The sequence below is a fragment of the Streptomyces sp. NPDC052042 genome (assembly GCF_044548345.1).
Lineage (GTDB): Bacteria > Actinomycetota > Actinomycetes > Streptomycetales > Streptomycetaceae > Streptomyces.
The window spans coordinates 19,782-44,473 of record NZ_JBIUBU010000031.1 but is presented as its reverse complement, the minus strand read 5'-3'; the positions used below and the strand labels follow the sequence as shown (position 1 = coordinate 44,473).

The 24,692-nt window shown below is 71.9% G+C and carries 22 protein-coding genes and 3 pseudogenes; 6 read left to right on the top strand and 19 right to left on the bottom strand.

Translation table 11 applies throughout. The features are described from left to right. Window positions 1–125 precede the first annotated feature (125 nt). The 7 genes and pseudogenes from ACIHCL_RS32350 to ACIHCL_RS32320 form a co-directional block, all read right to left on the bottom strand. Window positions 126–632: an RICIN domain-containing protein gene (locus ACIHCL_RS32350; RefSeq protein WP_399867611.1), complete on the bottom strand. Its 507-nt coding sequence runs from the start codon at window positions 630–632 to the stop codon at window positions 126–128. A gap of 493 nt (window positions 633–1,125) precedes the next feature. Next, window positions 1,126–1,710: a hypothetical protein gene (locus ACIHCL_RS32345; protein ID WP_399867610.1), complete on the bottom strand. Its 585-nt coding sequence runs from the start codon at window positions 1,708–1,710 to the stop codon at window positions 1,126–1,128. A 186-nt stretch (window positions 1,711–1,896) separates the two neighbouring features. Beyond that, window positions 1,897–2,070: a hypothetical protein gene (locus ACIHCL_RS32340; RefSeq protein ID WP_399867609.1), complete on the bottom strand. Its 174-nt coding sequence runs from the start codon at window positions 2,068–2,070 to the stop codon at window positions 1,897–1,899. Continuing rightward, a complete protein-coding gene (locus tag ACIHCL_RS32335; protein ID WP_399867608.1) occupies window positions 2,042–2,350 on the bottom strand; it encodes a hypothetical protein in 309 nt (102 codons plus the stop codon). Before ACIHCL_RS32335 ends, ACIHCL_RS32340 begins: the two co-directional genes overlap by 29 nt. Window positions 2,351–2,549: 199 nt before the next feature. Further along, entirely contained in the window at window positions 2,550–2,684 is a 135-nt protein-coding gene (locus tag ACIHCL_RS32330) for a hypothetical protein (RefSeq protein ID WP_399867661.1), read from the bottom strand. A gap of 106 nt (window positions 2,685–2,790) precedes the next feature. Then, window positions 2,791–3,102: pseudogene (locus ACIHCL_RS32325) on the bottom strand (helix-turn-helix domain-containing protein); the annotation flags it as partial. A gap of 358 nt (window positions 3,103–3,460) precedes the next feature. After that, a complete protein-coding gene (locus tag ACIHCL_RS32320; protein WP_399867606.1) occupies window positions 3,461–5,353 on the bottom strand; it encodes an amidohydrolase in 1,893 nt (630 codons plus the stop codon). A gap of 103 nt (window positions 5,354–5,456) precedes the next feature. Here ACIHCL_RS32320 and ACIHCL_RS32315 point away from each other — a divergent pair, with 103 nt between their 5' ends. The 3 genes and pseudogenes from ACIHCL_RS32315 (at window position 5,457) to ACIHCL_RS32305 (ending at window position 9,870) form a co-directional block, all read left to right on the top strand. Continuing rightward, entirely contained in the window at window positions 5,457–6,479 is a 1,023-nt protein-coding gene (locus ACIHCL_RS32315) for a LacI family DNA-binding transcriptional regulator (RefSeq protein ID WP_399867604.1), read from the top strand. A gap of 408 nt (window positions 6,480–6,887) precedes the next feature. Further along, window positions 6,888–8,849 carry a YncE family protein gene (locus tag ACIHCL_RS32310; protein WP_399867602.1) on the top strand — a complete coding sequence of 654 codons (1,962 nt, stop codon included), beginning with the start codon at window positions 6,888–6,890 and terminating at the stop codon, window positions 8,847–8,849. A 212-nt stretch (window positions 8,850–9,061) separates the two neighbouring features. Continuing rightward, window positions 9,062–9,870: pseudogene (locus ACIHCL_RS32305) on the top strand (IS5 family transposase). Between the two features lie 185 nt (window positions 9,871–10,055). On the opposite strand, the gene ACIHCL_RS32300 reads toward ACIHCL_RS32305, so the two are convergent. After that, a complete protein-coding gene (locus ACIHCL_RS32300) occupies window positions 10,056–10,223 on the bottom strand; it encodes a hypothetical protein (RefSeq protein WP_399867600.1) in 168 nt (55 codons plus the stop codon). Here ACIHCL_RS32300 and ACIHCL_RS32295 point away from each other — a divergent pair. Beyond that, window positions 10,207–10,653, top strand: coding sequence for a hypothetical protein (locus ACIHCL_RS32295; protein ID WP_399867598.1), 447 nt, complete (start codon window positions 10,207–10,209; stop codon window positions 10,651–10,653). The two genes, ACIHCL_RS32300 and ACIHCL_RS32295, sit on opposite strands and share 17 nt — an antisense overlap. A 105-nt stretch (window positions 10,654–10,758) precedes the next feature. On the opposite strand, the gene ACIHCL_RS32290 is transcribed toward ACIHCL_RS32295, so the two are convergent. From ACIHCL_RS32290 to ACIHCL_RS32240, 11 genes and pseudogenes are all read right to left on the bottom strand, one after another. Next, the gene (locus ACIHCL_RS32290) at window positions 10,759–12,480 is read right to left on the bottom strand and encodes an ABC transporter ATP-binding protein (RefSeq protein ID WP_399867659.1); all 1,722 of its coding nucleotides are present in this window, start codon (window positions 12,478–12,480) and stop codon (window positions 10,759–10,761) included. Between the two features lie 5 nt (window positions 12,481–12,485). Next, window positions 12,486–14,213 (bottom strand): ABC transporter ATP-binding protein/permease, encoded by a 1,728-nt coding sequence (locus tag ACIHCL_RS32285; protein WP_399867596.1) that lies wholly within the window; start codon window positions 14,211–14,213, stop codon window positions 12,486–12,488. Further along, window positions 14,210–15,373 carry a hypothetical protein gene (locus ACIHCL_RS32280; protein WP_399867594.1) on the bottom strand — a complete coding sequence of 388 codons (1,164 nt, stop codon included), beginning with the start codon at window positions 15,371–15,373 and terminating at the stop codon, window positions 14,210–14,212. The genes ACIHCL_RS32285 and ACIHCL_RS32280 overlap by 4 nt, the downstream gene beginning before the upstream one ends. After that, window positions 15,373–16,722 carry a YcaO-like family protein gene (locus ACIHCL_RS32275; protein ID WP_399867593.1) on the bottom strand — a complete coding sequence of 450 codons (1,350 nt, stop codon included), beginning with the start codon at window positions 16,720–16,722 and terminating at the stop codon, window positions 15,373–15,375. Before ACIHCL_RS32275 ends, ACIHCL_RS32280 begins: the two co-directional genes overlap by 1 nt. Then, window positions 16,719–18,104, bottom strand: coding sequence for a CocE/NonD family hydrolase (locus tag ACIHCL_RS32270; RefSeq protein ID WP_399867591.1), 1,386 nt, complete (start codon window positions 18,102–18,104; stop codon window positions 16,719–16,721). Before ACIHCL_RS32270 ends, ACIHCL_RS32275 begins: the two co-directional genes overlap by 4 nt. Further along, window positions 18,101–18,889 (bottom strand): hypothetical protein, encoded by a 789-nt coding sequence (locus ACIHCL_RS32265; protein WP_399867589.1) that lies wholly within the window; start codon window positions 18,887–18,889, stop codon window positions 18,101–18,103. Before ACIHCL_RS32265 ends, ACIHCL_RS32270 begins: the two co-directional genes overlap by 4 nt. Window positions 18,890–18,982: 93 nt before the next feature. Continuing rightward, window positions 18,983–19,111 (bottom strand): streptamidine family RiPP, encoded by a 129-nt coding sequence (gene amiA, locus ACIHCL_RS32260; RefSeq protein WP_399867587.1) that lies wholly within the window; start codon window positions 19,109–19,111, stop codon window positions 18,983–18,985. A 61-nt stretch (window positions 19,112–19,172) separates the two neighbouring features. Then, window positions 19,173–20,001 (bottom strand): annotated as a pseudogene (locus ACIHCL_RS32255) (ABC transporter ATP-binding protein). Between the two features lie 13 nt (window positions 20,002–20,014). Next, on the bottom strand, window positions 20,015–21,040 hold the full coding sequence (locus ACIHCL_RS32250) for a FecCD family ABC transporter permease (RefSeq protein ID WP_399867585.1): 1,026 nt from the start codon (window positions 21,038–21,040) through the stop codon (window positions 20,015–20,017). Further along, entirely contained in the window at window positions 21,037–21,972 is a 936-nt protein-coding gene (locus ACIHCL_RS32245) for a FecCD family ABC transporter permease (protein WP_399867657.1), read from the bottom strand. Before ACIHCL_RS32245 ends, ACIHCL_RS32250 begins: the two co-directional genes overlap by 4 nt. 41 nt (window positions 21,973–22,013) lie before the next feature. Next, a complete protein-coding gene (locus ACIHCL_RS32240; protein ID WP_399867583.1) occupies window positions 22,014–22,997 on the bottom strand; it encodes an ABC transporter substrate-binding protein in 984 nt (327 codons plus the stop codon). Between the two features lie 153 nt (window positions 22,998–23,150). Between ACIHCL_RS32240 and ACIHCL_RS32235 the strand changes: the two genes are divergently transcribed. Both ACIHCL_RS32235 and ACIHCL_RS32230 read left to right on the top strand, forming a co-directional pair. Then, the gene (locus ACIHCL_RS32235; protein ID WP_399867582.1) at window positions 23,151–24,377 is read left to right on the top strand and encodes a hypothetical protein; all 1,227 of its coding nucleotides are present in this window, start codon (window positions 23,151–23,153) and stop codon (window positions 24,375–24,377) included. 124 nt (window positions 24,378–24,501) lie between these two features. Next, complete coding sequence (locus ACIHCL_RS32230) at window positions 24,502–24,633, top strand: hypothetical protein (RefSeq protein WP_399867580.1); 132 nt, start codon at window positions 24,502–24,504, stop codon at window positions 24,631–24,633. The last annotated feature ends 59 nt before the right edge of the window (window positions 24,634–24,692 follow it).

Genomic DNA, 24,692 nt, shown 5'->3' with positions numbered 1-24,692 from the left:
TGCCCGCCGCCCCGGTGCTTGTGAACCGCCCAGCCTGAGGGCACCGGAGACCGGCAAGCACCCAGGCCAGCGCTGTTCGCCCCCTGAGGTGGGCGAACGCTCAGCTCAGGAGGCGAAGCGGTTGCTCAGCGGACGTCGAACGAGTGGGTGTTGTAGTTGTTGGTGTCGCCGCAGGCGATAACTCTGGCGTAGGCGTTGGCGGCAGTGGTTCCGGGGTTCAGGCACAGGTTGTGGGCCTGGTTCTTGAGCTGGTACCGGTTGGGCTTGCTGGAGGCCTCCATGCTGAAGATCTGCTCGTCCCAGCGGGAGTCACACGGACGCTGCTGGAGAGCTTCGGTGCTACCTCCGCCCACTGCTGTCACGCACATGTCGCTGTTGAGGTTGCGCAGCAGGAAGGTACTGCTGGTGACCGGGTCGATGGCCCACTTCTGCGCCAGGTCGCCGGTGTCCTGCTGGTACTGGATCTGGGCACCGCCGACCGTCGAGTTGCCAGCGACGCCGAGCACGTAGCCGGTCTGCCAGTTGCGGACCTTGGTGCCGCTCAACGGCCCCACCGCGTTTGCGGTGCCCGCGGCGAGTGCGGTAATGCCCAGCGCCACGGCGAAGCTGACACAGGCGGATCGAAGACGCATAGGAACTCCTCTGTTCTGACTCGGCCATTACGCTCACGATCGAGCTATCCGTCACTGCACGCATGCGCTCAGACACAGTACGTGAACGAATGGTGGGCCGAAGCACTCCACGCGAACGTGTCAAGACACTCCTTCAAACATCGACACTGGAGGCCGATGTCTCCCTTGCACCTGTCCCGAGTGGGCGTCGGCGCCCGCTCGGGACCGGCCCCGCCGGCCCCGGCACCGCACCTGGGTAAACCTGACCAGTTCCCCTGAGCGTGCCCGGCCGGAACCGGCGGCGGTCTGGCGGGGTTTCGGGCTCGGGCAGGGTCGGCGGCAAAGTGCGATGGCGCACCAGGAGGGCCCCTGGTGGCGGTCCGGAGCCCGGTGGCCGGGTTTCACCCTCCGGGGGTCGTTCTTGTCCCTGCGAGGTGTTTCTCGCGCCTGTACGAGATAGACCGGGTCCGGGGCGGGCGGCCGTGCTGGGTGTCGGATGCTTGCCCTGCGAGGTTCAGCGGCCGAGTGCGTAGCGGGTGAGGCGGGAGCGGGCGGTCTCCGCGCTGATGCCGAGTGCCTGGCCGATCGTGTCCCAGGAAGGGCCATTGGGGGTGTCGAGGCTGAGCGCGGCATCGCCGGCCGCCTGTCGGATGAGGCGTTCCAGGGTGGCGACGGCACGAAGGGCGGCCAGGGGATTCTCAGCGGCGAGGTTGGGGAGGCGTTTCTCGGCCTGGTCGAGGAGGGCGAGCAGTTCCGCGGGAACCGGGGCTGTGCGGTTCTGTACGTCGGTGATGTGGGCGTTCCAGTCGCGTTCGGGGCCGGTGGTGTCGGTGAGGTAGGGGCGTCGTCGGTCGGCCGCTTCCCAGTCGAGGGGGCAGTGCCGGGTGCCGCGCCACCCGCAGGAGCAGGCGCCGCGCAGGTGGGTGGCGGCCGGGGCACCGAGGGTGCCGTCGTAGACCCGCCAGTCGGTGCTCCGGTGCACCGTGGACCCGCTCCCGGCATCGAAGTACACCGGGCCGGGCTCGGTGCCGTCGGCCAGCAGGACGCCGGGCCGGCCCTCGTGCTCGGTGCCGAACTCCTCGGACTCCCACATGACCATCCCCTCTCCTCCACCGTCCCGGCGTGGCACACCGACCCGGGCCGAAGTGCTCATCCACAGACCCTGCCCGACCCGCGCCGGCTCCAGCAGGCGAATACCCGAACCGGTAAATCCCCCGGCTTGACCAGGGATGTGCCGGCGTTCTGAGGTGCAGCCCGTTCCTGTGCCCATACAGGTTCATCCGGCTCAGGCTCCGAGAGTGACGTCGGCCGCAACAGCCTCGGGCTGGGTGGCCGCCTTCAGTTCCATCCGCCGCGTCGCCAGCTCCTCGCCGGTGAACGACGCCCAGTACGGGTGCGTGCCGACGGTCTCCGACAGGGCCAGGCACTCCTTACGGAGCCGGGCGCTCGATGACCACACACCGCCCGTCCCCACCGACGATGATCTCGGTGCGTGAAGCGCCGTGCCGGATGCCTGCCGTGTCGATGGCTGCCTCCACCTCCTGGTACGCGGCCGCCTCCATGACCGGGGGCAGGGAGACGGGGAGGCTGTGCCCCGTCTCAACCCTCTTCGCGCCGCCGGTCACCTGCTTGCGGATTACGGCGAGGTGCGCCGTGGTGCCGTCCTGCGTGAGGGACTCGACGCTGTGCGCGAGGTCGGAGCACCGCCAGGCTGGAGGAGCCGAGCTTTCCCTCGGCACGCGATCCAGCACTATGGGCCGTAACGCGTGACGCGGTGCCTACCTCTGCTCCTTGGCCCTCGGAAGAACTTGCTCGTCCGTTCGACGCGGGAGCGATGCGGTCCGCCCGGGCTCTTGCGGCGGGCACTGGGGCCTTGGCTGCAATCTGGGCAGGTGACGTCTTGCGCACGCCACGGGCGCGGGGCGACTCGCGGCTGGATCATGTACACGGCGGGGTGTAGCGAGGGATGTCGCCGACATGACGGCGCCATTCCTCGCGCGTGAGCGTCTTGCGGGTGACGGCGCAGATTCGGCCGATGGCATGCTCGACGTTCATGTCCCACTGGCGCGTCACCCAGTCCTCACCTCGTGTGGCCAGGGTCTGCCCGTCGGGGCTGAACCCCACCTGCATCACGCCGCCGGCGTGTCCGGTCAGGGATTGCGCCGGGGGAATCGGCTTGGTCGGGTCGGTGAGGTTCCACAACCGCGGGCGGCGCCACCGCAGAGACCGCGCTCTCGTCGGAGGCGGCCGGCTTGACGACCTGCGTGCGCACCTCGACCACCTCGATCAGGTCGGCCGGGGTGCACTGCAGGATCCCGCACAGCGCGGCCAGGGTGTCCATCGACAGGCGCTGCGGATCCTGGGTCACCAGCCGATGCACCTGCTCCCGCGACAGGTGGATCCCGTACTCGGCCAGCTTCGGCACCAGGTCGGGGGGCTGGAACATGTCCCGGCCCGCTGTCAGCCGGCGCAGGTTCCACCGGAACCCCATCTGCTTCCTCACCGTGTCTTCCTCCCCTCGCACGTCTGCGCGCGCTGTGCCCGCCGGTGCAACGAGTCCTCCAGCTCACCCCGAGCCCGTTGGCGCGGTCGGTGGCTGTGTGCCGTAGGGGCGGACACTCCTGTGAGTGCCCGCCTCTCTTCCGCTGCGCTGTTGTGACGAGGGGGCTGTCCGCGACGCGAAGCCCGTGAGATGCGAAGCCCATGACCGCAGAGCACGACCGCGGCCCGGGACCGATCAGCGCGCAGTACGCCACGTCGCACACGGCAGGAGCGGGTACGGACGGACCCGCGGCGTGCGCAGCGGCTCGGGCGCGGCGGTTCGGCCGGGCCTCGGCAAGGCCGAACCGCTACGGCCGGTGGTCGCCGTGGCCGCAGGCCTGGTGCCGTCCACCGTGCATCGCCGCGTACGTCGACGGGCGGGGCGCGGCGGCGGCCCGGTCGAGCCGCGCGGCGGCAGCCCGGCCGGCCGCGGAGCGTGCGTCGTGGACGACCTTGCCTCCCACCAGGGTCAGCTCGACACGGGTGTCGCTGATGTCTGCCTCCGGGCACTTCATCACATCACGGTCGAGAACGATCAGGTCCGCTGCCAGACCAGGGCGGACCGTTCCCGTCAGCCGGTCCATGCGCAGCTGCCATGCCGTCCCGGACGTGTGCATCAGCAGCGCCGACGTACGGCTCAGCCCCTCCAACTCCCGGTAGAGCGGCCCGTCGCCCTCCGCGCCCGTGCGGTCGATTGCCGTACGGATCTGGTTCCACACCTGGAGCGGGTCCACCGGCCAGTCCGAACCGCCCGAGAGCCGGGCGCCGTGCCGCTCCAGGGAGCGGGCAGGGTACATCCCCCGGTGCCGCTCGGGCCCGATGTACGGCAGGAGGGCGTCCATCGTCCACACGTCCTGTTCCGCCCACTGGAGCTGCATGCAGGCCATCACGTCCAGCGCGGCGAACCGCCGCAGATCCGCCGGGTCCACCAACTGAAGGTGTGCGATGGCGTTCCGGGCGTCGCACAGCCCGGTCGTGCGCCGGGCGTACGCGTACCCGTCGAGTGCCGCGCGCACCGCGCGGTCACCGAGCCCATGGGCGTGCATCTGCCAGCCGGCCCTGTTGAAGGCCGCGGCCAGCCGCCCGTAATCCTGCCCTGAGACATACAGCTCGCCCCGGTTGTCCGTCGGGTTTCCGGAGCCGTCCAGATAGGGCTCCAGGAGCGCCGCGGTCTGCGCCGGGTACTCGATCACCCCGTCGAGGTACACCTTGATCATCCCGAACCTCAGCCCCGGTACGTCCCGGAACGCGCGCTGCAGCCCGCGCGCATGGGCGAGCGCCGCCGCCGGGTCCTTCGCCAGGTCCGAGTCGATCCTGATCGCGGGGACGATCCTCTGCGGCAGCTTCCGCGCCTTTGCAAGGGCCTGGTACGTCGTCAACTCATCCCGCCCGACCAGCGCGTCCATCATCGTGGTCACCCCGGAGGCCGCTGCCTGGGCAAGGACCCGGGAGCAGGCGTCGACCAGTTCGGCCTCGCTCGGCTCCGGGATGTGGCGGGTGACCAGGCCCTGGGCGTCGTCCTTGAGTACTCCACTGGGCTTCCCGTCCGGCCCCTTCACGATCTTTCCGCCCACCGGATCGGGGGTCGCCGCAGTGATGCCGGCGATCTGAAGGGCGCGGGCGTTGACCCAGGCGTTGTGGCCGTCGGCCCCGATGAGGGCGATCGGGCGGCGGGTGGGCAGGGCGTCGAGCAGGGAGTGGTGCGGCAGGGTGCCCTGCGGCAGCAGCCCGACCGGGTTCCAGTCCGAGACCACCAGCCAGCCGTCGGGTTCCTCGCCGGGTGTGTCCTTGAGGAAACCCGTGAGGATCTCGAGGAGTTCCTCGGCGGTCGTCTCGGCGCCCTCCAGGGAGGGGCGCATTGAACTCTCGCCCGCGCCGAGCGGGTGCACATGGCCGTCGTGGATGCCGCTCATCACGGTCGCCCCGCGCGCGTCGACGATCTCGGTGTCCCGTCCGGCGAGGCGGCGCAGTTCGCGGCCCTGGCCGGTGGCGAGAATCCGGCCGTCGCGCCCGACGGCCACGGCCTCGACGGGGCGGGCGCCGGGGAGCCCGGTGAACACCCGTGCGTTGTGGATGATCAGGGCCGCGGCACTCCGATGCAAGGCACTCTGGTGCGCGGCGGCCGCGGGACCGGCCGCCACACCCACCAGTCCGGCCGCACCCGCGGCAAGCACACTCCGCCGGGCGAGAGAAGAAGTCATGACCACTCCAAGGGTTGGGCTGCATTCGCTGTGGCCGGACCTTCTTTGATTAACGCCGTAACCAGAACCCGTCCGGAACGACGGAATCCGTAGGATGACCGCCATGTCAGGGCCCACTCTCGCCGATGTGGCACGTGCCGCGGAGGTCTCCACCGCCACTGTTTCGCACGCTCTCAACGGAACCGGCCGGCTCGCCGAATCCACGCGCCGCCGGGTCCGCGAGGTGGCCACCACGCTCGGCTACGGCTCCCAGCGGATCCCACGGGCCGGAAAAACCCTGGGCGTGGCCGTCACGACCTACGCCGGATCGGGCTGGAACTTCCTCGAAGTCCCCTACTTCGCCCGGCTCCTGACCACCGCCGCCGCCACCGCGCACGCCCACGGCTACGCCCTGACGATCCTCCCCGCCACCTGCGGGGCCGAGACGCCCTGGCACACCTTCGCCGTGGACGGCATGCTGCTCCTCGACAGCCCCACGGACGACCCGGTGCTGCGTGCGCTGCGCGCCCGGGGCATCCCGCTCGTCTTCGACGGCCGCCCCGTCGATCCGAGGCCCGGGGACGTCTGGGTCGACAACGACCACACCGCCACCACCCGCGAGGTCCTCGGCCACCTGGCGGCCTCGGGCGCCCGGCGGATCGCCCTGCACGCCGGGTACGGCGACGAGCACTACACCCGGGTCGTGACCCGTACGTACGAGCAGTGGTGCCACGAGCGCGGACAGGCGCCACTGCTCCTCACCTTCGACCCGGGCGACGCCCCGGGCCACGGCTTCGACGCGGTCTTCGCCACCCGCGCCTGCGACGCGCTCTACGCCGTCTACGACCCCGGCGGCCGCCAGGTCCTGGCCGCGGCGGCCCGCCACGGGTTGCGGATCCCGGACGACCTGCTCCTCGTCTGCGCCAGCGAGGACCGGGCCTACGCCGACAACGACCCGCCGGTGAGCACCGTGACCCTGCACCCCGAGACCATCGCCGAGACCGCGGTGACGGCCCTGATCTCCCGCCTGTCTCCCACGGCCCCGCCACCATCCCCTGGCGCCCTGGCGGTCCCGGCGACCCTCCACCCCCGCCGCTCCTCACGCCGTCGGGCCCGGCCCGGCCGTACTCGGCAAGGAGACCGGTGACCTGTCGGCGTCGGCGGCTTCGAGAGCGATGAGAACTCCGTTCCGATGGCCTCTCGTGCGGTCCGGGGCCAGGGTTCGGGTGCCGAACGAGCCGCCGAGACGCTGGATGACCGAGGTCGCACTGGTCGCCTGCCGACGTACAACGAGGCGATGATCGTGCCGACCAACTGGGGGCGAGCAGCATGCCGGCCGAGAACGCGGTCTCGCCCCGCACCTGTTGGCAGTACAGCGGCAGCATCGCTCCGAAGACCCACCGGACGCTTCGGGCAGGGGTGCTGGTCATGTTGTCGGTGGCATGATCTATTCTTCGCTCACTCGTCACACGTGCAGCACAGGTCGCACACAGCAACTACCACCCGACAACTGCACGTAGTGGCCCCACACTCGTTCCGGGGGGTTCGAACCCACGTGCGTATGCGCACTCTCCCAGCTGCCACGGCACTGGCGGTCCTCTTCAGTTCGGCGGTACTCACCGCCGCACCGGCGTCCGCCGACACCACCAGGCCCATCGCGGTCTGGGACGCTGACGACATGGTCGTCGACGGCGTCCACCAGCGGCTGTACTTCAGCGACCGGTACCGGGACAAGATCGTCGTCACCGACTACAACGGCAAGGTCGTCACCACGCTCACCGGCCTGGCCCAGGTCCGTGACCTCGAACTGAGCCCGGACTCGGGCACGTTGTACGCCGCGCTCCACGGCGCCGACAAGATCGTCGCAATCGACACCGCGACGCTCACGCAGACCGCCGAGTACCCGACCGGCGACAAGACCATCCCCTCGCGGCTCGCCTACGCGGACGGCAAGCTGTGGTTCGGGTACGGCAACCAGTGGAGCTCCGGGCTCGGCTCCGTCGACCTGACCGCCGAGACGCCCACGGTGTCACTGGACCTGGCGGCCGGACACGACTTCGCGAGCCCGCCCGAGCTCTACGCGGACCCCGACAACCCGGGCACGCTGCTTGCCCTCGACGCGCACATCAGCTCCGCCCCGATCATCGTCTACGACATCTCCACCGGCACCCCCGTCATCCGCGTGTCCGCCGAGAAGGGCGGCTTCTACAAGGATGCGGCCCTCACCCCGGACGGCCAGAACGTCGTCGTGGCAGGGCCCGGGAAGCGGGCGCTCACCGAGTACCGGCTCTCGGACCTGGAACAGGTGCGCACCTACCCCGTCCCCGACGAACCGGAGATGGTCAGTGTCGCTCCGGACGGCACGGTCGCGGCGACCGTCCTCGACACCGACGACCGCGGCGACACATACGTCTTCTCCGGCGGCAGCGACAAGCCCGCCAGTGTCCGCAACCTGTCGCACAACTGGATGCCCTGGTCCGGGCACTCGATGAACTGGTCGGCCGACGGCGGGAAGCTGTTCGTGCTGACCGGGTCCAACGACGCCACTCAGTTCCACGCCATCGACGAGCCCCGCAAGTACGTCGGCACGCTCAAGGTCGACGCCCCCACCACCGCCACCCGAGCGAAGTCGCTCACGGTCAAGGGCTCGCTCACCACCGGCCTCGCGCTGCCCGCCGGGACCCCGCTGGCCGTCACCCGCACCGACATGGAGTCGCCGAAGGGCAAGTCGCTCGGCACCAAGCCCCTCGGCACGGGCGGCACGTTCTCCTTCACGGACACCCCGCCGGCCGGCGGCAAGGTCACGTACACGGTGACGTACGCCGGTGACGCCACGCACTCCTCGGCGACCGCCTCGGACACCGTCGATGTACACCGCGCCACGCCCACGCTGACGCTGAACAACAACGGCAAGGCGTACGCCTACGGCAAGGACGTCACGTTCACGGCGCACCTCGGCACGACGTACACGAACCGCACGGTCGAGATCTGGGCCGACCCCTTCGGGGCGGACAAGCCGAAGAAGCTGATGAAGACCGGCAAGGTCAACTCCAGCGGCAACCTGTCGGTCATCCTGGACATGACCCGGGACACCACGGTCACCGCCGTGTTCAAGGGTGACGCCCGCTACGCCCCGAAGTCGGTCAAGTCCACCGCGTACGCCGGTGTGAAGGTCTCGACGGCGCTGTCCAAGCACTACAAGACCGGCAGGATCGGCTCCACGACGTACTACTACTTCCGCAAGAACACCGACGTCATCTCCACGACGACGATGAGCTACTACAAGGGCCGTAAGCAGCGGCTCGAACTCCAGGTGTACTACCAGGGCAAGTGGTACGACGGGACCACCGAGTACTTCAAGCTCGGCACCAACGGAAAGTCGGCCGTCAACCTGGGCCACTCCGGCAAGTCCGGCATCCGCGCCCGCGTGCGCTCCTCGTACATCAACTCCGGTTCCGGGGACACCGTGAACTCGACGACGCACGGAGGCTGGAAGTACTTCATCTTCACCAGCTGATGCATGGCCGAGGTCTCATGAGGCTGTGACGTCAGGGGCGCGGTCCCCACACGGGGATGCGCCCCTGCGCTGTCTCCATCGCGTTCTCCGCCCGAGGTCCAGCGGGTGGCCGTGCCGACCTCGGCCGGTGCGGCCTCCGGCAGGCAGCACCAGCCTCAATACCGGCAACTTAGACGTCGTTTCCTTTGGTGTAGTCGGTCGTTGAGCCGTGCATGGCGGACTTGGTTGAGCGGTTGGTGCCGGATGAGTTGTGGGTGTTGTTCCGGCGGGTGGTTCCGCCGACTGAGGTGAGGCGTCCGCAGGGTGGGGGCCGGCGGCGGGCGGGTGACCGTGAGACTTTGGCAGCGATCATCTTCGTGGCCACTTCGGGCTGTACCTGGCGGCAGTTGCCGCCGGTGTTCGGGCCGGCCTGGCCCACGGTCTACCGCAGGTTCGCCCAGTGGAGCCGGGCCCGCGTCTGGGCCAGGCTCCACCGGGCCGTCCTCGACGAACTCGGTGCCCGAGGGCGGCTGGACTGGTCGCGGTGCGCGATCGACTCCGTCAGTGTCCGGGCGGCAGAAGGGGGCCGCTGACCGGACCGAATCCGACCGACCGTGGCAAGAGCGGATCGAAAATCCACCTGATCACCGACCGGAGCGGGCTGCCCCTGTCACTGGGCATCTCCGGCGCCAACATGCACGACAGCCCCGGCCTGGAACCGCTCGTGCGCGGGATCCCACCCATCCGCTCCCGCCGCGGCCCCCGCCGCCGACGCTCCGCAAAGCTCCATGCCGACAAGGGCTACGACTACGACCACCTGCGCCGCAGGCTCCGCAAACGCGGCATCCGCCACCGCATCGCCCGCAAGGGAATCGAGTCCTCCACACGCCTGGGCCGCCACCGCTAGGTCGTGGAGAGGACGGTCTCCTGGCTCGCCGGCTGCCGCCGCCTGCACCGCCGCTACGAACGCAAAGCCGAACACTTCCTCGCCTTCGTCGGCATAGCAGCAGCCCTCATCGGCTACCTCCGACTCACCAAATGAAACGACGTCTAAGACCGGACACCGGACCGAGAACCACCCCAGACAAGGAAGCGAAGACTCCCAACTACCACACGTACGAGTACCTCGGACTGCTTTTGGGGGAGTTGACCCTGTCGGTGTGGTGCTCTTGGTGGGCTGGAGCCGCACCGATGCCGTGAGGAAGGCAGCCCGTGGACACGCGCTCGTCAGAGAGCCCCGCCGGGCCGGGGTTGCGGGACCAGTTGGTCTCGGCGATCGAGGCCAGGGCGCAGATGACGGTGACCGGCGACGACGCGGCCGACGCCGTACGGGCCGTCCGCACCGTGCTCGACGGCCTCGGCGAGCACGACATCGTCGATGTCGTCCGCCTTCACCGCCGCCGGCCTGGCCGACCGCCTGGACCAGGACTGGACGCAGCACGCCCGAGGCCGAACAGCCGTTCAGGAAAAGGAAGCCGACCAACACACCCCACAAAAACGACAGTTCCTCATCGGCATCCACCGCAGAACCCAACACCCCGCACAGAAGGCGAACGTGACGGCCTTCGTGGTACGGCGGTGCGTCGACCGCGGCCTGCTGGCCGACCGGAGCATGGTGCGGCTGGGACGGGTCCGCTCGCCGCAGTCGACCGAGGTCCGCTTCGGCACCTCGCGGGCCGGGGCCGTCGACGTCGCGCTCTGCACCACGCCCGTCGACGCGGTGGTCGACGCACGCCCCGAGGCCGACCGGGAGCAGCTGCGCGCGGTGGAGAAGGGCCGGCGCTCCCCGCTTGCCGCACCGGCGAAGCATGCCTCGCCGGCCTGACCCGGGCCGTTGTGCGGCGACGCCGCCCCTTCCCCGTGTCCGGTGGGAGGGGCGGCGTCGCTGTACGTGGTCAGCCGCAGCGAGGCTTGCCCGGCTCCCGGTCTGTCACCGGGTGAGCACTCGGGAGAACGCCCCGCCCGCACGGGAAAGCTCGTCCCATGTGCCGGTCTCCGCGATCCGGCCGTTCTCCAGGACCGCGATCCGGTCCGCGCGCCTTACGGTCGCCGGCCGGTGGGCGATGACCACCGTCGTACGCCCACGGGACGCGGCAGCGAGTGCCGCCGACAACTCCGCGTCCCCCGCAGTGTCCAGGTGGGCCGTCGTCTCGTCCAGGACGAGGACCCGTGGGTTCGTCAGCAGCGCTCGCGCGAGGGCGATGCGGGAGCGCTGCCCGCCGGAAAGGGTCGCGCCGCGCTCTGCGACCTGGGTGTCGTATCCGTGGGGCAGGGCCTTGGCGATCCGGTCGACGCCGCAGACGCGGGCGGCCGTGTGCAACTCGTCCTCGGTGGCGTCCGGGCGGGCGAGGCGCAGGTTGTCGGCGAGCGTGCCGTGGAAGAGCGGCGTGTCCTGGCCGACGAGCGAGACGGTACGGCGCATCTCCTCTTCCGCGACTTCCCTCATGTCCACGGGCGGGCCACCAACCCCGACCAGTTCGACGGCACCCCGCGTCGGATCCCAGAAGCGTGCCAGCAGGTGCGCGCAGGTGGACTTGCCGGTGCCGGACGCTCCCACCAGTGCGAGGGTTTCACCGGCGTGGACGGTCAGGTCCAGGCCGTCGAGCACGGACGCACCGCCGTAGTCGAAATGGACTCCCCGCATCCGGATACCCAGGGGTCCGGCAGGCGCCGGGCGGGGCGCGACGGGCGCGGGGGCCCCCGCCCGGGCGCGGATCGCTGCGCCGACGCGGGATGCCGCCGCGCGCAGCCCGGCCGCCTGGCCGAGTGCGGCGGCGCAATCGGCGACCGGGGCGAGGACGCCGAGCGCCAGTGCCATGGCCGCCGGTGCCCATGCCCCGCTGAGCGAGTACGCTGCCGCCCCGACCACCCCGACGACGGCCGCCACCACGAGCAGGTCGCGCACCGCCGCCGCGCCCGCCTCCCACGCGTGCTCGGAGCCCTGTGCCTCCCCCAGCCGCTCGCCCTGCTTGCGCAGATCGGCGCGCCGCTGCTCCAGTGCGCCGCAGGCGAGTAGTTCGCGTAGCCCGTCGACGGTCTCGACCGCCTCTGCGGACAGCTCGGCGGCGGCCCGGCGCGCGCGGGCACCGCGTGTCGCCCGAGTCCGGCCGTCCAGCAGCGGCGCGAGGACCAGCAGCCCGGCGGCGGGCACGACCGGGACCAGCAGCCAGGTGTCGGCCAAGGCCAGGGCCACCGTGCCGGCCGCGAAGACGACAACGGAGGCGAGGATCTGTGCGACGGCGTGCGCGTAGAAGAACTCCAACGCCTCCACGTCGGCCAGAGCCGCCGCCGCGAGATCGCCGCTGCGTCGGCCGGCTATCCGCGCCGGCGCGCTGCGGGCCAGCCCGTCGAAGACCCGTACCCGCAACTCGGCCAGCACCCGGTACGCCAGGTCGTGCGACAGGTCCATCTCCCGCCAGGTGGCGAATGAACGCAGCAGAACCAATGCGACGAGAGCGGCGACGACGGCCGGTGCCGGGGCGGAGTGCTCCGCGACCGCGGTACCGACGGTGTGCGCGGCAAGCGTCACCAGCGCGACGAGCGCCGCCCGATCGAGGAGCGCCGCACCGAAAGTCCGTGCTGTCATGGCCTTGTGCGCCGCCAGTACCGGCAGCAGGGCCCGCAGGGCACCGTGCTCGGCCCTGGTCGCCATGGTGGTCACGCCGCCTCCTGAACGTGTCCCGCGGCCACCAGGCTCGTGTACAGCCCGCCCTGTGCCAGGAGGCTCGTGTGCGTGCCGACCGCGTCGATGCGACCGCTGTCCAGGACGACGATCCGGTCGGCGTCCCGTACGGAGACGAGTCGGTGGGCGACGACCAGGCAGGTGCGGCCGCGCGCTGCTCGGAGCAGCTCGCGGCCGATGCGCGACTCGCAGCGCTCGTCCACCGCGCTCGTGGCCTCGTCCAGGACCAGGACCGGCGCGTCGGCGAGCAACGCCCGGGCGAGCGCCAGGCGTTGGCGCTGTCCGCCCGAGAGCGTGGCACCGCGCTCGCCGACCTGCGTGTCGTAGCCCTCGGGCAGCCGCGTGATCTCGTCGTGGATGCCGGCGGCCTCGGCGGCGGCTCGCAGCTCCGCGTCGGTCGCGTCGGGGCGGGCCAGGCGGAGGTTGTCGGCGATGCAGGCGTGGAAGAGGTAGGTCTCCTGGGAGACGACCGCGATGCCGCGTCGAAGGGAGGCGAGGGTGTGGGCGGTGTGGTCCGTGCCGTCGAGGGTGATGTTCCCGCCGTCCGGGTCCCACTGGCGCAGGAGGAGCGCCAGGAGTGTCGACTTGCCTGCGCCGGAAGGGCCGACGATGGCCGTGGTGCGGCCCGGGTCGGCGGTGAACGTGATTTTGCGCAGTGCGGGGTGTGCGGCTCCCGGATAGGTGAAGTGCACGTTGTCGAAGCGGATCCGCGGCGGTTGGTGCGGAGCGCGCTCGGTGCCTTCGTCGCGTACGGCGGGCCTCGCCGTACGGAGCCTGGTGATGCCGTCGGCGGCCGAGAGGCCGAGGTGGCCCGCGTGCCATTCACGCGACAGGTCCCGGATCGGGCGGAAGCACTCGGAGGCCAGCATGAGGATGAGGTAGGTGCCGGTGGCGGGTGTCCGGCCGGACGCGGCCGAGACGCATGCGACGAGCGCGGCGGCGACCGTGCCGCCCTGGACGGCGAGGTCCGTGATGCCGGTATCGACGAGTGAGACCCGCAGCTTGGCGACGGTGGTGCGGTGCAAGGCCGCCGATCGCTTCTCCAGACGCGCTCGGGTGCGGGTGACCGCACCGGCCGCCCGGAGGACCGGCATGCCCTGGAGCGCCTCCAGGTAGTCCGCGGACAGCGCCTCGTACGAGCCCCAGTGTTCCCGGCCACGGCGGGCGAGCAGCTTGTCCCACCAGCGCGGGGCGAAGAGGGCCAGCAGGAGCGCCGGGGCGAGGGCGAGCAGTGCGTACGGTTCCACCGCCGCGACGGCGGTGAGGAGAGGAAGCGGCAGCACGCAGGTGACCAGAAGCTGCGGGAGATAGCGGGAGACGTACGCGTCGACGCCCTCCACCCCGTCGACCAGTGTGGCGCGTACGGCGCCCGCACGGCCGTCCGGGCCCTGTCGGGGCCCGAGAGCGGCGAGGCGTTCGAGGAGTTCGTCGCGCAGACCGATCCGTACGCGTGCCCCGGCGCGGACGGCAAGGGTGCGCTGACGGTAACTCAGCAGGGCGCGGACGGCGACGGTGGCGAGGACTGCGGCCAGCAATACGGCCAGGCCGGAGATCTCACCGCGTGCGATGCGGGCCAGGGCCGCAGCGATCAGCACGGCCTGGGCGAGATGGGTGACGGCCACGGCACCGAGCAGAGCGGTGGCCCCCAGGAGGGGGCGTCGCGCGATCCGTGCGGCGCGCAGCAGTTCCGGGTGGAACATCATGGCTGGTCGGTCCCTTCAGTGTGCTGTGTGCGTACGCCCAGGGCGAGGGCGTGGATGATGTGGGGCGGGCCGCAGGGGCCGTGCTGCCAGGAGCCGATGGGGCGGGAGGCCAGACCGAGGTGGGCGGCGACCGCTTGGGCGAGGCCGACGGCGTGGCCCGCGAGCACGTGGTCCTGCCGTACCTGGGCGGATGGCGCGTCGTCGGGGCAGCCGTGCGCCACAAGCAGGGCACCGACATGCTGGAGCAGTGACTGGCCGGCAGCCCGGGCGGCCAGGTCCGCGGGGGCGGCCGGGGCCCCGGGCCGGGAAGCGGCACCGGGCTGGCGGGCCGTCAGCAGGTCCCACGGGACCGGTGCTGCCCGGCGGGCGGTCGCAAGGACCTGTTCGAGCAGGGTCTTTGCGGGTACGACGGGGAAGGGCGGCCCCGCACTGCGGCGGGACGAGAGAGCGGTGTCGGGCAGTACGGGAGCTGCCGTGGGGCGCCAGGTCGTCGTGCCGGGCAGGGAACTGAGGGCGTGCCACATCTCTCTCAGGACGGGCGGCGGGGTGAGGGATGTCGCAAGGGGTGGGGCTCCGGGTGCGTAGGCCGCCCAGCGGTCGAGGGCATCGGCCGGTCCGGGAGTCAGGCGTACGGCCGCGAGCGGATGTTCCGGCTCGGCACCGCGCCAGCCGGGTGGAAGGCCCGCGGCTGCGGCGAGGAGGGCGATGTCCGCGTCCGGGCACCACTGCGGTGCACCTGCGAGCGCGAGGGCGGCGGTCGCGTGTCCTGTGTCCAGGAGCAGCAACGGCCATGCCCGATGGCCGTAGTGGGACACCGTGCGCCGCGCCGTGACGGTGAGGACGGCGACCGCGCCCGGCGGCGCGTCGGCGGATACGGTGCCGCGCGCGAGCAGGCGGTGGCGTACGGGATCGTAGGCGTATCGGCCGGGCGGAAGCCTGTTGTCCGGGCCCAGCAGGAGGTGTGCGTTGACCGGGTGCAGTGCGCCGGCGGAGGCTGCGGGGCGCAGGCGGTTGCCCCCGAGGGACAGGCGCAGGAGCCGGTCCAGGTTCGGTGGTACGGGGTGGGGCTTCCCGGGCCACGGGGTGACCTGGCGGCCTGCCGGGATGTCGGGGCCTGGCGGCTGTGCGGAGCGGGCGAGGGCGGTGTGGAGGTACGTCATCACATGTGGGGCGGTGGCGCGAGGGTGAAGTCGGTGGCGGTGGCGGGGGCGCTGGTGCGCCACTGTCGTGACAGTGCCTGTTGCGCGAAGCGCGGGCAGCCGAGGTAGGCGAAGGCGGCGGGCTGGTTCGGGACGAGGTCCGACACGAGGACGCGGGCGACGCGCAGGGGCGTTTCGAGGATGTCCTCGGTGGTCAGGTCGAAGGTGACCACGCGGTGGCCTGCGAGGTGGGAGCTGAGGTCGGCGCGTGTGGTGGGTTCTATGTCGGTGACGGGGACGGTGCCGAGTGCGGGGTCGGTGAAACGGCGGGCGTAGGGGGCCATGCGCGGGTCGAGCCATACCTGGACGTGGGCGCCCAGGTCGCGTACGGCTGCGAAGTCCTCGCCGCTGGCGTCGAGGTAGCGCCGGTCGGGGCGGTGGTCGAGGTAGAGGCCGCGGGCCAGCATGCCCGCGTCGACGGCTCGGAAGACCCAGCCGTCGGCGTCGGTGGTGCCTTGGGTGAAGACCCAGGTGTGGACCGCTTCGAGGACCGCCTTGCGGGCGGCTTCGGCGGGGTCGTAGCGGCAGGCGAAGCCGGCGGCGTGGATACCGCGGACGGGATCGTGGACGAGCGCGGCCATGCACGGGGCGAACTCGGAGGGCATCTGGACGATCCACACGTCGAGGGTGGTGCCGGCGAGGTCGTCGGGCAGGCCGGGCACGCTGGCGGGGTCGATGCCGCGGGTTGGGCCGTCGAGGTGCCACCACAGTTCGAGTGCGTCGCGTTCGACGATTTCGAGAAGCGCGCGTTCGACGGCGTCGTCCAGTCCCTGTCCGGTGGCGATGCCCGCGTAATTGAGGTGGTGGGTGCGCGGGAGCAGGCGGTGGGCGCCCTGGCGCCAGTTGAGGTGGGTGAGTGCGACGGGGGCCCAGCACTCCTCGCCGTCCTCGGTGCCGCGAGCCCACAGTGCGGGGGTGTCGGGGGTGAGGGGGCGGTAGGGGAAATTCTCGCGTGCGTACTGCCAGGGGGCGTAGGCCGGGACGTCGGCCGGACCATACAGGCGCTTTCCCTCGGCGGTGAGTTCGGCGGCGGTGGCACGGCGCGGGGCGTCGGGGTGGCCCTTCGGTGGCACACGGTTGCCGCAGTACCGTTCGACTGCCTCGGCGATGGCTGCGATCCGCGCGCCGGCCGGGTCGCCGAAGGTGGTGCCGAGCGAGACCCGGTCTGCGGGCCACGCGCCGAACCGGCGGGCGTCGGAGACGTCGGCGGTCATCGCGGTGTAGCGGGGTGGTGCTCCGGTGGGGTGCGGTACGGGTTCGACGCTGCGTATGAGCCCGCAGATGGGGTCCACGAGGGATTCGATGGTCACGTCAGGATCTCCTGGGCGGGATCGAGGTGGCGGACGTCGCGGTCGACGCGGAGGCACAAGGCGCTGCCGCGCGTGCGCACGGTGCGGTGGGAGGGCAGCAGGCGGGTGGCCGTCACCGGGTCCTCGCCGGTGTGCGGGTTGCGGGCGTGCGCCGGGAAGTGGTGGCCGGCGACTTCGAGGCGGAGCCGGGTCCCGGCGCGCAGGCGGCGGGCCAGGTGTCCGAGCGGGACGGTGAAGGGCCCGTCCTCCGTGCGGCGCACGATGCCGGTGGCGAGCGGTTCTGCCCGGCCGGCGGGGTCCAGCGCGACGAGGCGTACGGCCCAGTCGGCGCAAGGCGCGTCGGCCACGGCGTCCAGGCGGGCTTCGGCGGGGCCGAGGATGTCGAGGGGGCGCGGCAGGGGTGGTGAGAGCAGCAGGCAGCGGTCCGGGGTGCCTTGGTCGGGGACGTTCAGGTCGTCGGAGCGGACCGGGTGGTGGGGGTCGGCAATGAAGTCGGCGCCGTTCAGGAGGCGCAGACGGGTGCCGAAGGCGAAGGTGGCGGGGTGGCCCGGCCGGGGTCGGCACCAGTGATCGCTGCCGCCGAGCGCGACCGCGCCGGTTCGGCCCGCGAGGGTGCCGGCGAGTGCGGCGCGGGCCCAACTGGTGTAGAGCTCGCCGAGGTTGAGCCGGTGGCCGGGACGTGCCTCGGGGGCCTGCTGCGCGGTGAGCCGGTGGCCCCAGGGGCCGAGGAGCAGCCGGGCGGGGCCGGGCCAGTGCCGCCAGAGCCGGATGGTGTCCTCGGCGAACGGGTCGCGGCTGCCTCCGACGGCGAGCAGGGGCACGCGGGTCCCGGGCACGGCGCGGCGGGGCGCGTGCCACAGGGCGGGCCATGCCGGGAGGTCGAGGATTTCGCTGACCGGCAGGTGTTTCATTGCCTTCGGGGTGCGGGGCGCTCGGGCGCCGTACTGGGACCACCAGCCGACGCGGGCCCGGAGGCGTTCGGGGCCGGTGGTCTCGCGGCCCGTCTCGGCGAGTCCGAGGGCGGGAACGGCGGCGATCACCGCGTCGGCGCCGGGTGTGACAAGGGCGCAGTGCGCGGCGTACGAGGCGCCTGCGGCGACGATGTGGCCGTTGCTCCAGCGCTGGGCGCGGATCCAGTCGAGGGTCGTCCCGCCGTCCTCGGGTTCGTGGGCGCCGTACGGGTGCCAGTCGCCCTGCGAGGCGTGCCGGCCGCGTACGTCCTGGGCGAGGGCGGCGAAACCCCGGTCGGCCCAGCCACGCAACTCGGCACGGTGCCGACGGCGGTCGTAGGGAGTACGGATGACCACGGCGGGGTGGGCACCCGGTGCCGGGGGAAGGCAGATGTCGGTCGCCAGGCCGTCGATACGGACGGTGGTGGTCATCGGCGCAGGTCCAGCGGAGCGACGCGCGGTACCGGCAGGACGGGGTGTTCGGTGACGGTGAGGTCGCGCAGATCGATGCGGCGCAGCCGGCGCCGTACGGGCAGGGGCGCGCCGTTCGCCCAGGCGATGAGGTCTGCGGTGAGCAGTGCCGCGGTGAGCGCGGCCGATGCCTGCGAGTGTCCGGGGGCCTCGTCGGGGGTGGCGTGGCCGGCCCAGTAGGCGGCAAGTTCGCGGTACGCGGGGGTCGCGGCGAGCCGACGGAGCCGTACGTGTGCGGAGGTGACGTCACCTGGCCCGCAGGCAAGCGGTTCGAGCCAGGCGTGGGCGCCCTCGCGGTGGCAGCGCAGCCAGGCCGTACCGCGTCGGGGCAACTCGTCGGCCTTCTCCCAGATGCCTTCGGCGGCAGGCTTGTCGAGGCACCAGACGACGGCGGTGCGGTGGGGGTCGGTGACGTGGAGGTCGCCGCGCACGTCGGCTCCCGCGTCACGTACGTACCGGGTGAGCGGCTCTGTAAGCTCAAGATCGCCGAGCACGACCACGGTGCGTCCGTCGAGCGGGGCGGGTGCCTGTGTGCGGGCGGTGTAGCCCGCCTCCTCGAAGGCCTGGGCGAGGGGCAGAAGTCGGGGGTCCGCAGCACCACCGTTGGTGAGGTGGGCGAGGAGTTCCTTCTCGTCCACCGTGCCCGTGTTCACCCGCAGGAACCTCCCGTCGGGCGTGCGGACGGCGAGGCCCTGTTGGGGGACGGTGACGAGGACGACGCCGGGCGCGAGTTGCGCGGTGGCCACGAGATTCCTCCGGGGGAGAAGGGGACTGGGGGCCCGCCCGGGAAGGCGTTCCGGGCGGGCCCTGGTTCGGCAGGCGGGCTTACGCCCTCGCCGCTACTGGTCCGTGTCCGCCTCGACGGCGTCGTCGAAGGGGTTCTCGACGAGGGCGTTGGAGTGGGTCGCCGACAGGTGGGCGAGCTGGTCCTGCTCCGCGATCGGCGTGAACACCTTGTTCTGTTCCATGAAATGAGTCTCCGTTCAGTACGGGTGACCGCGCCGCCGGTCCGGCGACGCACCACAGACACTAATGAATATGATTGTCATTTTGCAATATTGGAGAGCGGGTGATCCACGTAACACACCGGCCAGCCACCCTCCGGATCACGGCCCACCCGGCCTGCCACGCCCAGGACTTCGGCCAACAGGGCCGGGGTGACCACCTCGGCCGGCGGGCCGTCCGCCGCCACGCGGCCGCGACGCAGCGCCACGATCCGGTCCGCGAACCGCGCCGCGTGCCCCAGGTCGTGGAGCACCATCACGACCGTCAGCCCGCGCTCCTCGCGCAGCCGCACCACCGTCTGCATGACCTCCAACTGGTGACGCAGGTCGAGGTAGGTGGTCGGCTCGTCGAGCAGCAGCACACGGGCGTCCTGGGCGAGCGCCATGGCCAGCCGTACGCGCTGGCGCTCACCACCCGAGAGCGCGTCCACCGGCCGGTCCGCCCACTCGGTCACTCCGGCGTCGGCCATGGCCCGTGCGCACACCGCGTCGTCGCCGTCGCGGAGCATGCCGAGCGGCCCCCGTACCGCGTACCGCCCTTGACGCACCAGGTGACGCACCGTCATACCCGGTACTTGTGGGGCCTGCTGGTGCAGCAGAGCCACCCCACGGGCGGCCGCCCGCCGCGAGAGACAGGACAGGTCGTCGCCGTCGAGCAGCACCCGTCCGGCCACCGGTCTCAGCAGACCGGCGCAGAGCCGCAGCAGGGTGCTCTTGCCGCAACCGTTGATGCCGACGAGAGCGACCAGTTCGCCGGTGGCGATGCCCAGATCGACCCCGTCGAGGACCTCTCGGCCCGGGTACCCGAAGCGCAGCCCTTCGACTCGCAGCGCACTCCTGGCCCCGGCTTCCACAACAGTGTCCACTTCACTCCTCACTCGCCGTGCGGCGGCGCGCCACGATCAGCAGCAGCGCCGCCCCACCGCAGGTCGTGAGCGCCCCGACGGGGATGCTCAGCCGGTCCATGTCCAGGGCGACGGCGGCCATCCGGGACAGCCGCTGCGCACCCGCGTCTGCGGCGCCCACCACGACGGCGCCGAGCAGCGCCGCCCCGGGGAGCGCGGCACGCAGCTCCGCCCCGAAGAGAGCGAACGCGAGATGGGGCACCAGCAGTCCTACGAAGCCGAGCCCGCCGACGGCCGCGACCGCCCCGGCGGTGAGCGCCACGGCGCACCCCAGCGCCGCGCCCCGCGCCCGTCCGGTGTTCAGCCCGGCCGCCGCGGCCTGTTCGTCCCCGCAGCGCAGCAGGGCCAGAGGGGCCGCCATCGCGCAGGCGGTGATGGCCCACACCGTCGCCCAGGGCCACAGCAGGTGCCAGTGAGCCCACACGCGGCCCTCGGTGGAGCCGACCAGCCACTGGACGACACTGCCGAGCTCTCCGGGGGCGACCAGCAGCACCATGGCGGTCAGTCCGGCGAGCACCGCCGAGACGAGCACGCCGTTCACGGCCGTCTGCGCGGGGTCACCTCGCTCACGCCCGGTGAGCAGCCACAGCAGCCCCGCCCCCGAGAACCCGCCCACGCACGCGGCGGTCACCACTGCGGCCGGCGACTGCCAGCCCGCCAGGCCCAGCCCGGTCGCGGTCACCGCGCCCAGAACGGCGCCCGGTGTGACGCCGGTGACCTCCGGTCCGGCCAGCGGGTTGCGCAGCGCCGACTGCAGAACCGTTCCGGCCAGGCCCAGCGAGGCGCCCGCCACCAGGCCCACCAGGGTGCGCGGCAGGCGCAGTTGAAGAACGATGTGCCGGGCGGTGGGGTCACCGCCACCGCTCAGCACCTCCCAGACACCGGAGGCCGGAAGCGCGCGTCCGGCGAACAGTCCGGCAGTCGCGACAACCCCGACGAGCAGCACCAGCAAGGCTGTTCGGCGCGTGTACCTCGGCAGGCAGGTCATTGGCGGCTCGCTTTCAGCAGGGCGACGCCCACCGGGACGCCGACCAGGGCCGTCCAGGCGCCGACCGGGGTCTCGGTCGGCGCCAGGGCGAGCCGCGCCGGCTGGTCCGCACAGGCCACGGCCAGCGCACCCCAGGCCGCCGACCACGGCAGCCAGGCCGTCGCGTGCGAGCCCGGACGCAACCTGCGTGCCAGGTGAGGCGCGAGAAAGCCGACCCAGGCGATCGGTCCGCACACGGCGACGACCGGCGCGATGAGCAGCACGCAGATGGCAAGCGCGGCCAGTCGTGCCCGTCGCACCCGTAGGCCCAGGGCCTGGGCGTCGTCGTCGCCGAGCCGCAGCACGCTCAGCACCGGGGCGCACAGGATCAGGGCCGGTACGGCGAGGAGAAGCCAGGGCCCGAGGCCCGTCACGTCGTCCCAGGTACGGGCGGAGAGGCTGCCGAGCAGGTAGCGGTAGATGAGCTGGAGGTCGAACTGGTCGGCCAGGACCATCAGCACGAGCAGCACGGCCTGAAGAGCGGCGGCGACGGCCGCCCCGGTGAGCAGTACGCCCGAGGGGCTGCGCCCGAACCCGGCAGCGAGCAGCGTCAGAACGCCGCCGACCGCCGCGCCGCCGATGGCGAGCAGCGGCTGCACGGCGAGCGGCACGGACACGGCGAGCACCAGCGGAGCCGCCACGCCGAGCGCGGCCCCGCCGGAAACGCCCAGCATCTCCGGGACGGCGAGCGGATTGCGCAGGGCCTCCTGGAGCACCAGCCCGGCGGCACCGAGGCAGGCGCCGGCGACAAGTGCCAGCACGAGCCTGGGCAGTCGCAGTTCGGTGACGACGACGCCGGCCAGGCCGTCCCCGCCGAGCGCGTCGACGAGCGCGGAAAGCGGCACGTACGGCGTTCCCAGGCACAACGCGCTGGAGGTCACCGCTGCCAGCACCACTGCGGCCGCAGCGACTTGGAGCACGGTGCGTCGCACAGTCACTTCAGTGCTGCCGTCGCCTCGTCGAGGACGATGCCGAGAGATCGGGTGCCGCGGCCCTTGGCCCACACCTCGGAGCCGACCTCTTGGACATCGCCGTTCTTGACGGCCGGAATGCGCGACCAGAGTGGGTTCTTGGCGAGCTTGTCGGAGAGCCGGGCCTCGGAAGCTCCGCCGAAGGAGAGCGTTTCGACGAACAGCACGTCGACATCGGCGGCGAGGATCTCCTCCATGCTGTACGTGCCGTCGACGCCACGACTCTTCCACGGGTAGTGCGCGATCCTGGGAAAGAGCCCGGCGGCGACATCGTTGCCGGGTGTGGCGACGCCGAAGTTCTCGTCGCTGCCGAAGATGATGAGCGCAGTCCTGTCGCTCCTGGCGCTCTCCGCCCTGGCGAGCTTGGCGCGGAACGCCTTCTCCGCCGCCTCGCCCTGCGAGATGCGTCCGGTGAGCGCGGCGAGGTTGCGCAGGTAGCCGACGCTGTCCTCCCAACTGTCCGGCTGAACCGGCCAGAACACCGTCGCGCCCTTCAGCGCAGGCGCGAGCTTGCCGTGCGTGTCCTTGAGGCCGATCACCAGGTCCGGCTTGTACGACAGGATCGCCTCGGCCTCGGGCGCAAGGAAACCGCCCGGTACGACCGGTATCTTCGCGGCCTTCTCCTTGCCCAGGAACTTCGGGTGGGCGAGCAGCTGGGAATTGGTGGCGGCCGGCGTCATGCCCAGTTCGGCGAGCATGTCGTCGCAGAGCGCGATGAGACAGACTACGCGCCGCGGCGCGGCCTTCGTGGCGACAGTGACGCCTTCGGCATCGGTGATGGAGCGGGCGGCGGTGATGGGCTCCACCGTCACATCGGTCCTGGCCCCCGCATGACCGCTCCCGGGGCCGCCGGTCTCTGCGGCAGTGGATCCGCAGCCGACGAGCAGCGTCCCCATGACGGCCGCGGCGACCCAGCGACGAACGGTCCTCAGCATTCTGCGTGACATATGACTCTCGGCTCTCCGACTCGGTCCCGGGACGGGCGTTGACGTGAACGTGAGACAGAGGCGCCCCGGGCTGCTCCCCCACCCCACGCAAGCAAGCCTCATGATAATCATTACCAATAACCTCCCGACCGTCCACCCTCCAGGAGCCTCGCCATGCCGCTCGCCCCACGCCTGCTGATAGCCGACCAAGTCGCCGGATCCATACGGGTACTGGACCTGCCGGACGGCCGGGTGACGGGGGTCGTGGAGGGCAGGCACCTCGCCGAACATGCCGGTTTCCTTGCCCTCCCGAGCGGCCACTGGGCGTTTGTCGACGACCTCGCCGGCGAGCTCGTCGTCCTCGATCCCTACGGCCCCGACGCGGGCCGCCCCCTGATCGCGGCGACGATGCCGGTGGCGACTCCGGCCGAACACCTGGCAGCCGACTCGTCCGGCCGCCGGTTCGCAGTCACGACGGGCCTGGGCCGCAATCAGGAGCCGTGGTCGGACCTGCTGACCACGGTCGACCTCGACCGCCGCAGATCGGTCCGGGTACGCACACGGGTCGGCGAACCGGGCGTGACGATGCCGGGCGGCCCCGGCGGCCCGCTCGTCGTCCTGCGGCACCGCGAGCCCGGCACGTTGACGGCCTACCGCTACGGCGACCTCCAGAGCGCCGCCCCGGCAAGTCCCCCCATCTCACCCATGTGCGAGAGGGAACTGCCCGACCACGACGGCCACGGCGACGCCTACGACCGGCTCACCGGACGGCTGTTCGCCGCCGCGGCCAGCGGAGTGCACCGGGCCCGGCGCGACGGCGACCGCCTGCTCATGGAGGAACCGATACCCTGGGCAGCGCCTGGACGCGGCTACTACCTGCGGCTCGATCCCGCACGCCGGGCACTGTGGTCCTGCGTACGCGGCGGCCCCTCCGACCCTGGGAAATGGCCGGAGTGGACCAACGACGCCTGGTTCCACGCCCTCGACACCGGCCGCACCGGTCACGTACCACTCGGCCCCGGGCTGATCTTCCGGCTCGCGGTTGCCGGGCAACATATCGCGTACGCGCGGGTGCACCCCGACGGCGATGAACTGATCCTGCTGACGGCCCAACTCCCGGGCGGAGAGGTCCGGGTGGCAGCCCGTCGCCCGCTGCCACCCATGGACGGCGCGCCGAAGCCGGGAGGAACGCCATGGGACGGAGTCCAGCGCCGGGCGGTCGCCGCCTCGCCGGGCGCCCCGTTCACCGCCGTCACACGCGGGGGCCACGGCGAGGTCCACCTCTTCGACAAGACCGAACTCCTGGCCACGCTCACGGTGCCGACCCCCCTCCACGACGGCGGCCACCTGGCACTGACGGCTCCGGGGGACCGCGCCTGGGAGGACCCGGTCGGCCGCTGACAGCAGCCTGACACACGCCAACGGCTTCGAGGCACGGCCTGCACCGGAGCGGACCGGACGCCACGGTACGGCGAAGACACCGGCGCCCCCGGCGCCGTTCCTGCGCCGGGGCCAGGCTGTGGCCGTGCCGGTGCTGGTGCTGGTGCTGGTGCTGGTGCTGGTGCTGGTGCTGGTGCTGGTGCTGGGCAACGATGGCCACCTGGAAGGCGGCGTATGGCGGGCCGACGCGATGCGAACTGACGGGATGTCAGAATGATCGGCCGGCCGTCGTCGCCGAACGCCGGGCCACCCGGGCCTGGATGGATGACCTGCTCG

Coding starts and splice junctions, on each gene's coding strand:
- ACIHCL_RS32290 (WP_399867659.1), bottom strand. CDS start 12,480: ATGGCGACCAGGGCCGAGCACGGTGCCCTGCGGGCCCTGCTGCCGGTA.
- amiA (WP_399867587.1), bottom strand. CDS start 19,111: ATGGAACAGAACAAGGTGTTCACGCCGATCGCGGAGCAGGACCAGCTC.
- ACIHCL_RS32250 (WP_399867585.1), bottom strand. CDS start 21,040: ATGACCTGCCTGCCGAGGTACACGCGCCGAACAGCCTTGCTGGTGCTG.
- ACIHCL_RS32235 (WP_399867582.1), top strand. CDS start 23,151: ATGCCGCTCGCCCCACGCCTGCTGATAGCCGACCAAGTCGCCGGATCC.
- ACIHCL_RS32315 (WP_399867604.1), top strand. CDS start 5,457: ATGTCAGGGCCCACTCTCGCCGATGTGGCACGTGCCGCGGAGGTCTCC.
- ACIHCL_RS32285 (WP_399867596.1), bottom strand. CDS start 14,213: ATGATGTTCCACCCGGAACTGCTGCGCGCCGCACGGATCGCGCGACGC.
- ACIHCL_RS32345 (WP_399867610.1), bottom strand. CDS start 1,710: ATGGTCATGTGGGAGTCCGAGGAGTTCGGCACCGAGCACGAGGGCCGG.
- ACIHCL_RS32295 (WP_399867598.1), top strand. CDS start 10,207: ATGTCGTCCGCCTTCACCGCCGCCGGCCTGGCCGACCGCCTGGACCAG.
- ACIHCL_RS32350 (WP_399867611.1), bottom strand. CDS start 632: ATGCGTCTTCGATCCGCCTGTGTCAGCTTCGCCGTGGCGCTGGGCATT.
- ACIHCL_RS32270 (WP_399867591.1), bottom strand. CDS start 18,104: ATGACCACCACCGTCCGTATCGACGGCCTGGCGACCGACATCTGCCTT.
- ACIHCL_RS32280 (WP_399867594.1), bottom strand. CDS start 15,373: ATGACGTACCTCCACACCGCCCTCGCCCGCTCCGCACAGCCGCCAGGC.
- ACIHCL_RS32240 (WP_399867583.1), bottom strand. CDS start 22,997: ATGTCACGCAGAATGCTGAGGACCGTTCGTCGCTGGGTCGCCGCGGCC.
- ACIHCL_RS32320 (WP_399867606.1), bottom strand. CDS start 5,353: ATGACTTCTTCTCTCGCCCGGCGGAGTGTGCTTGCCGCGGGTGCGGCC.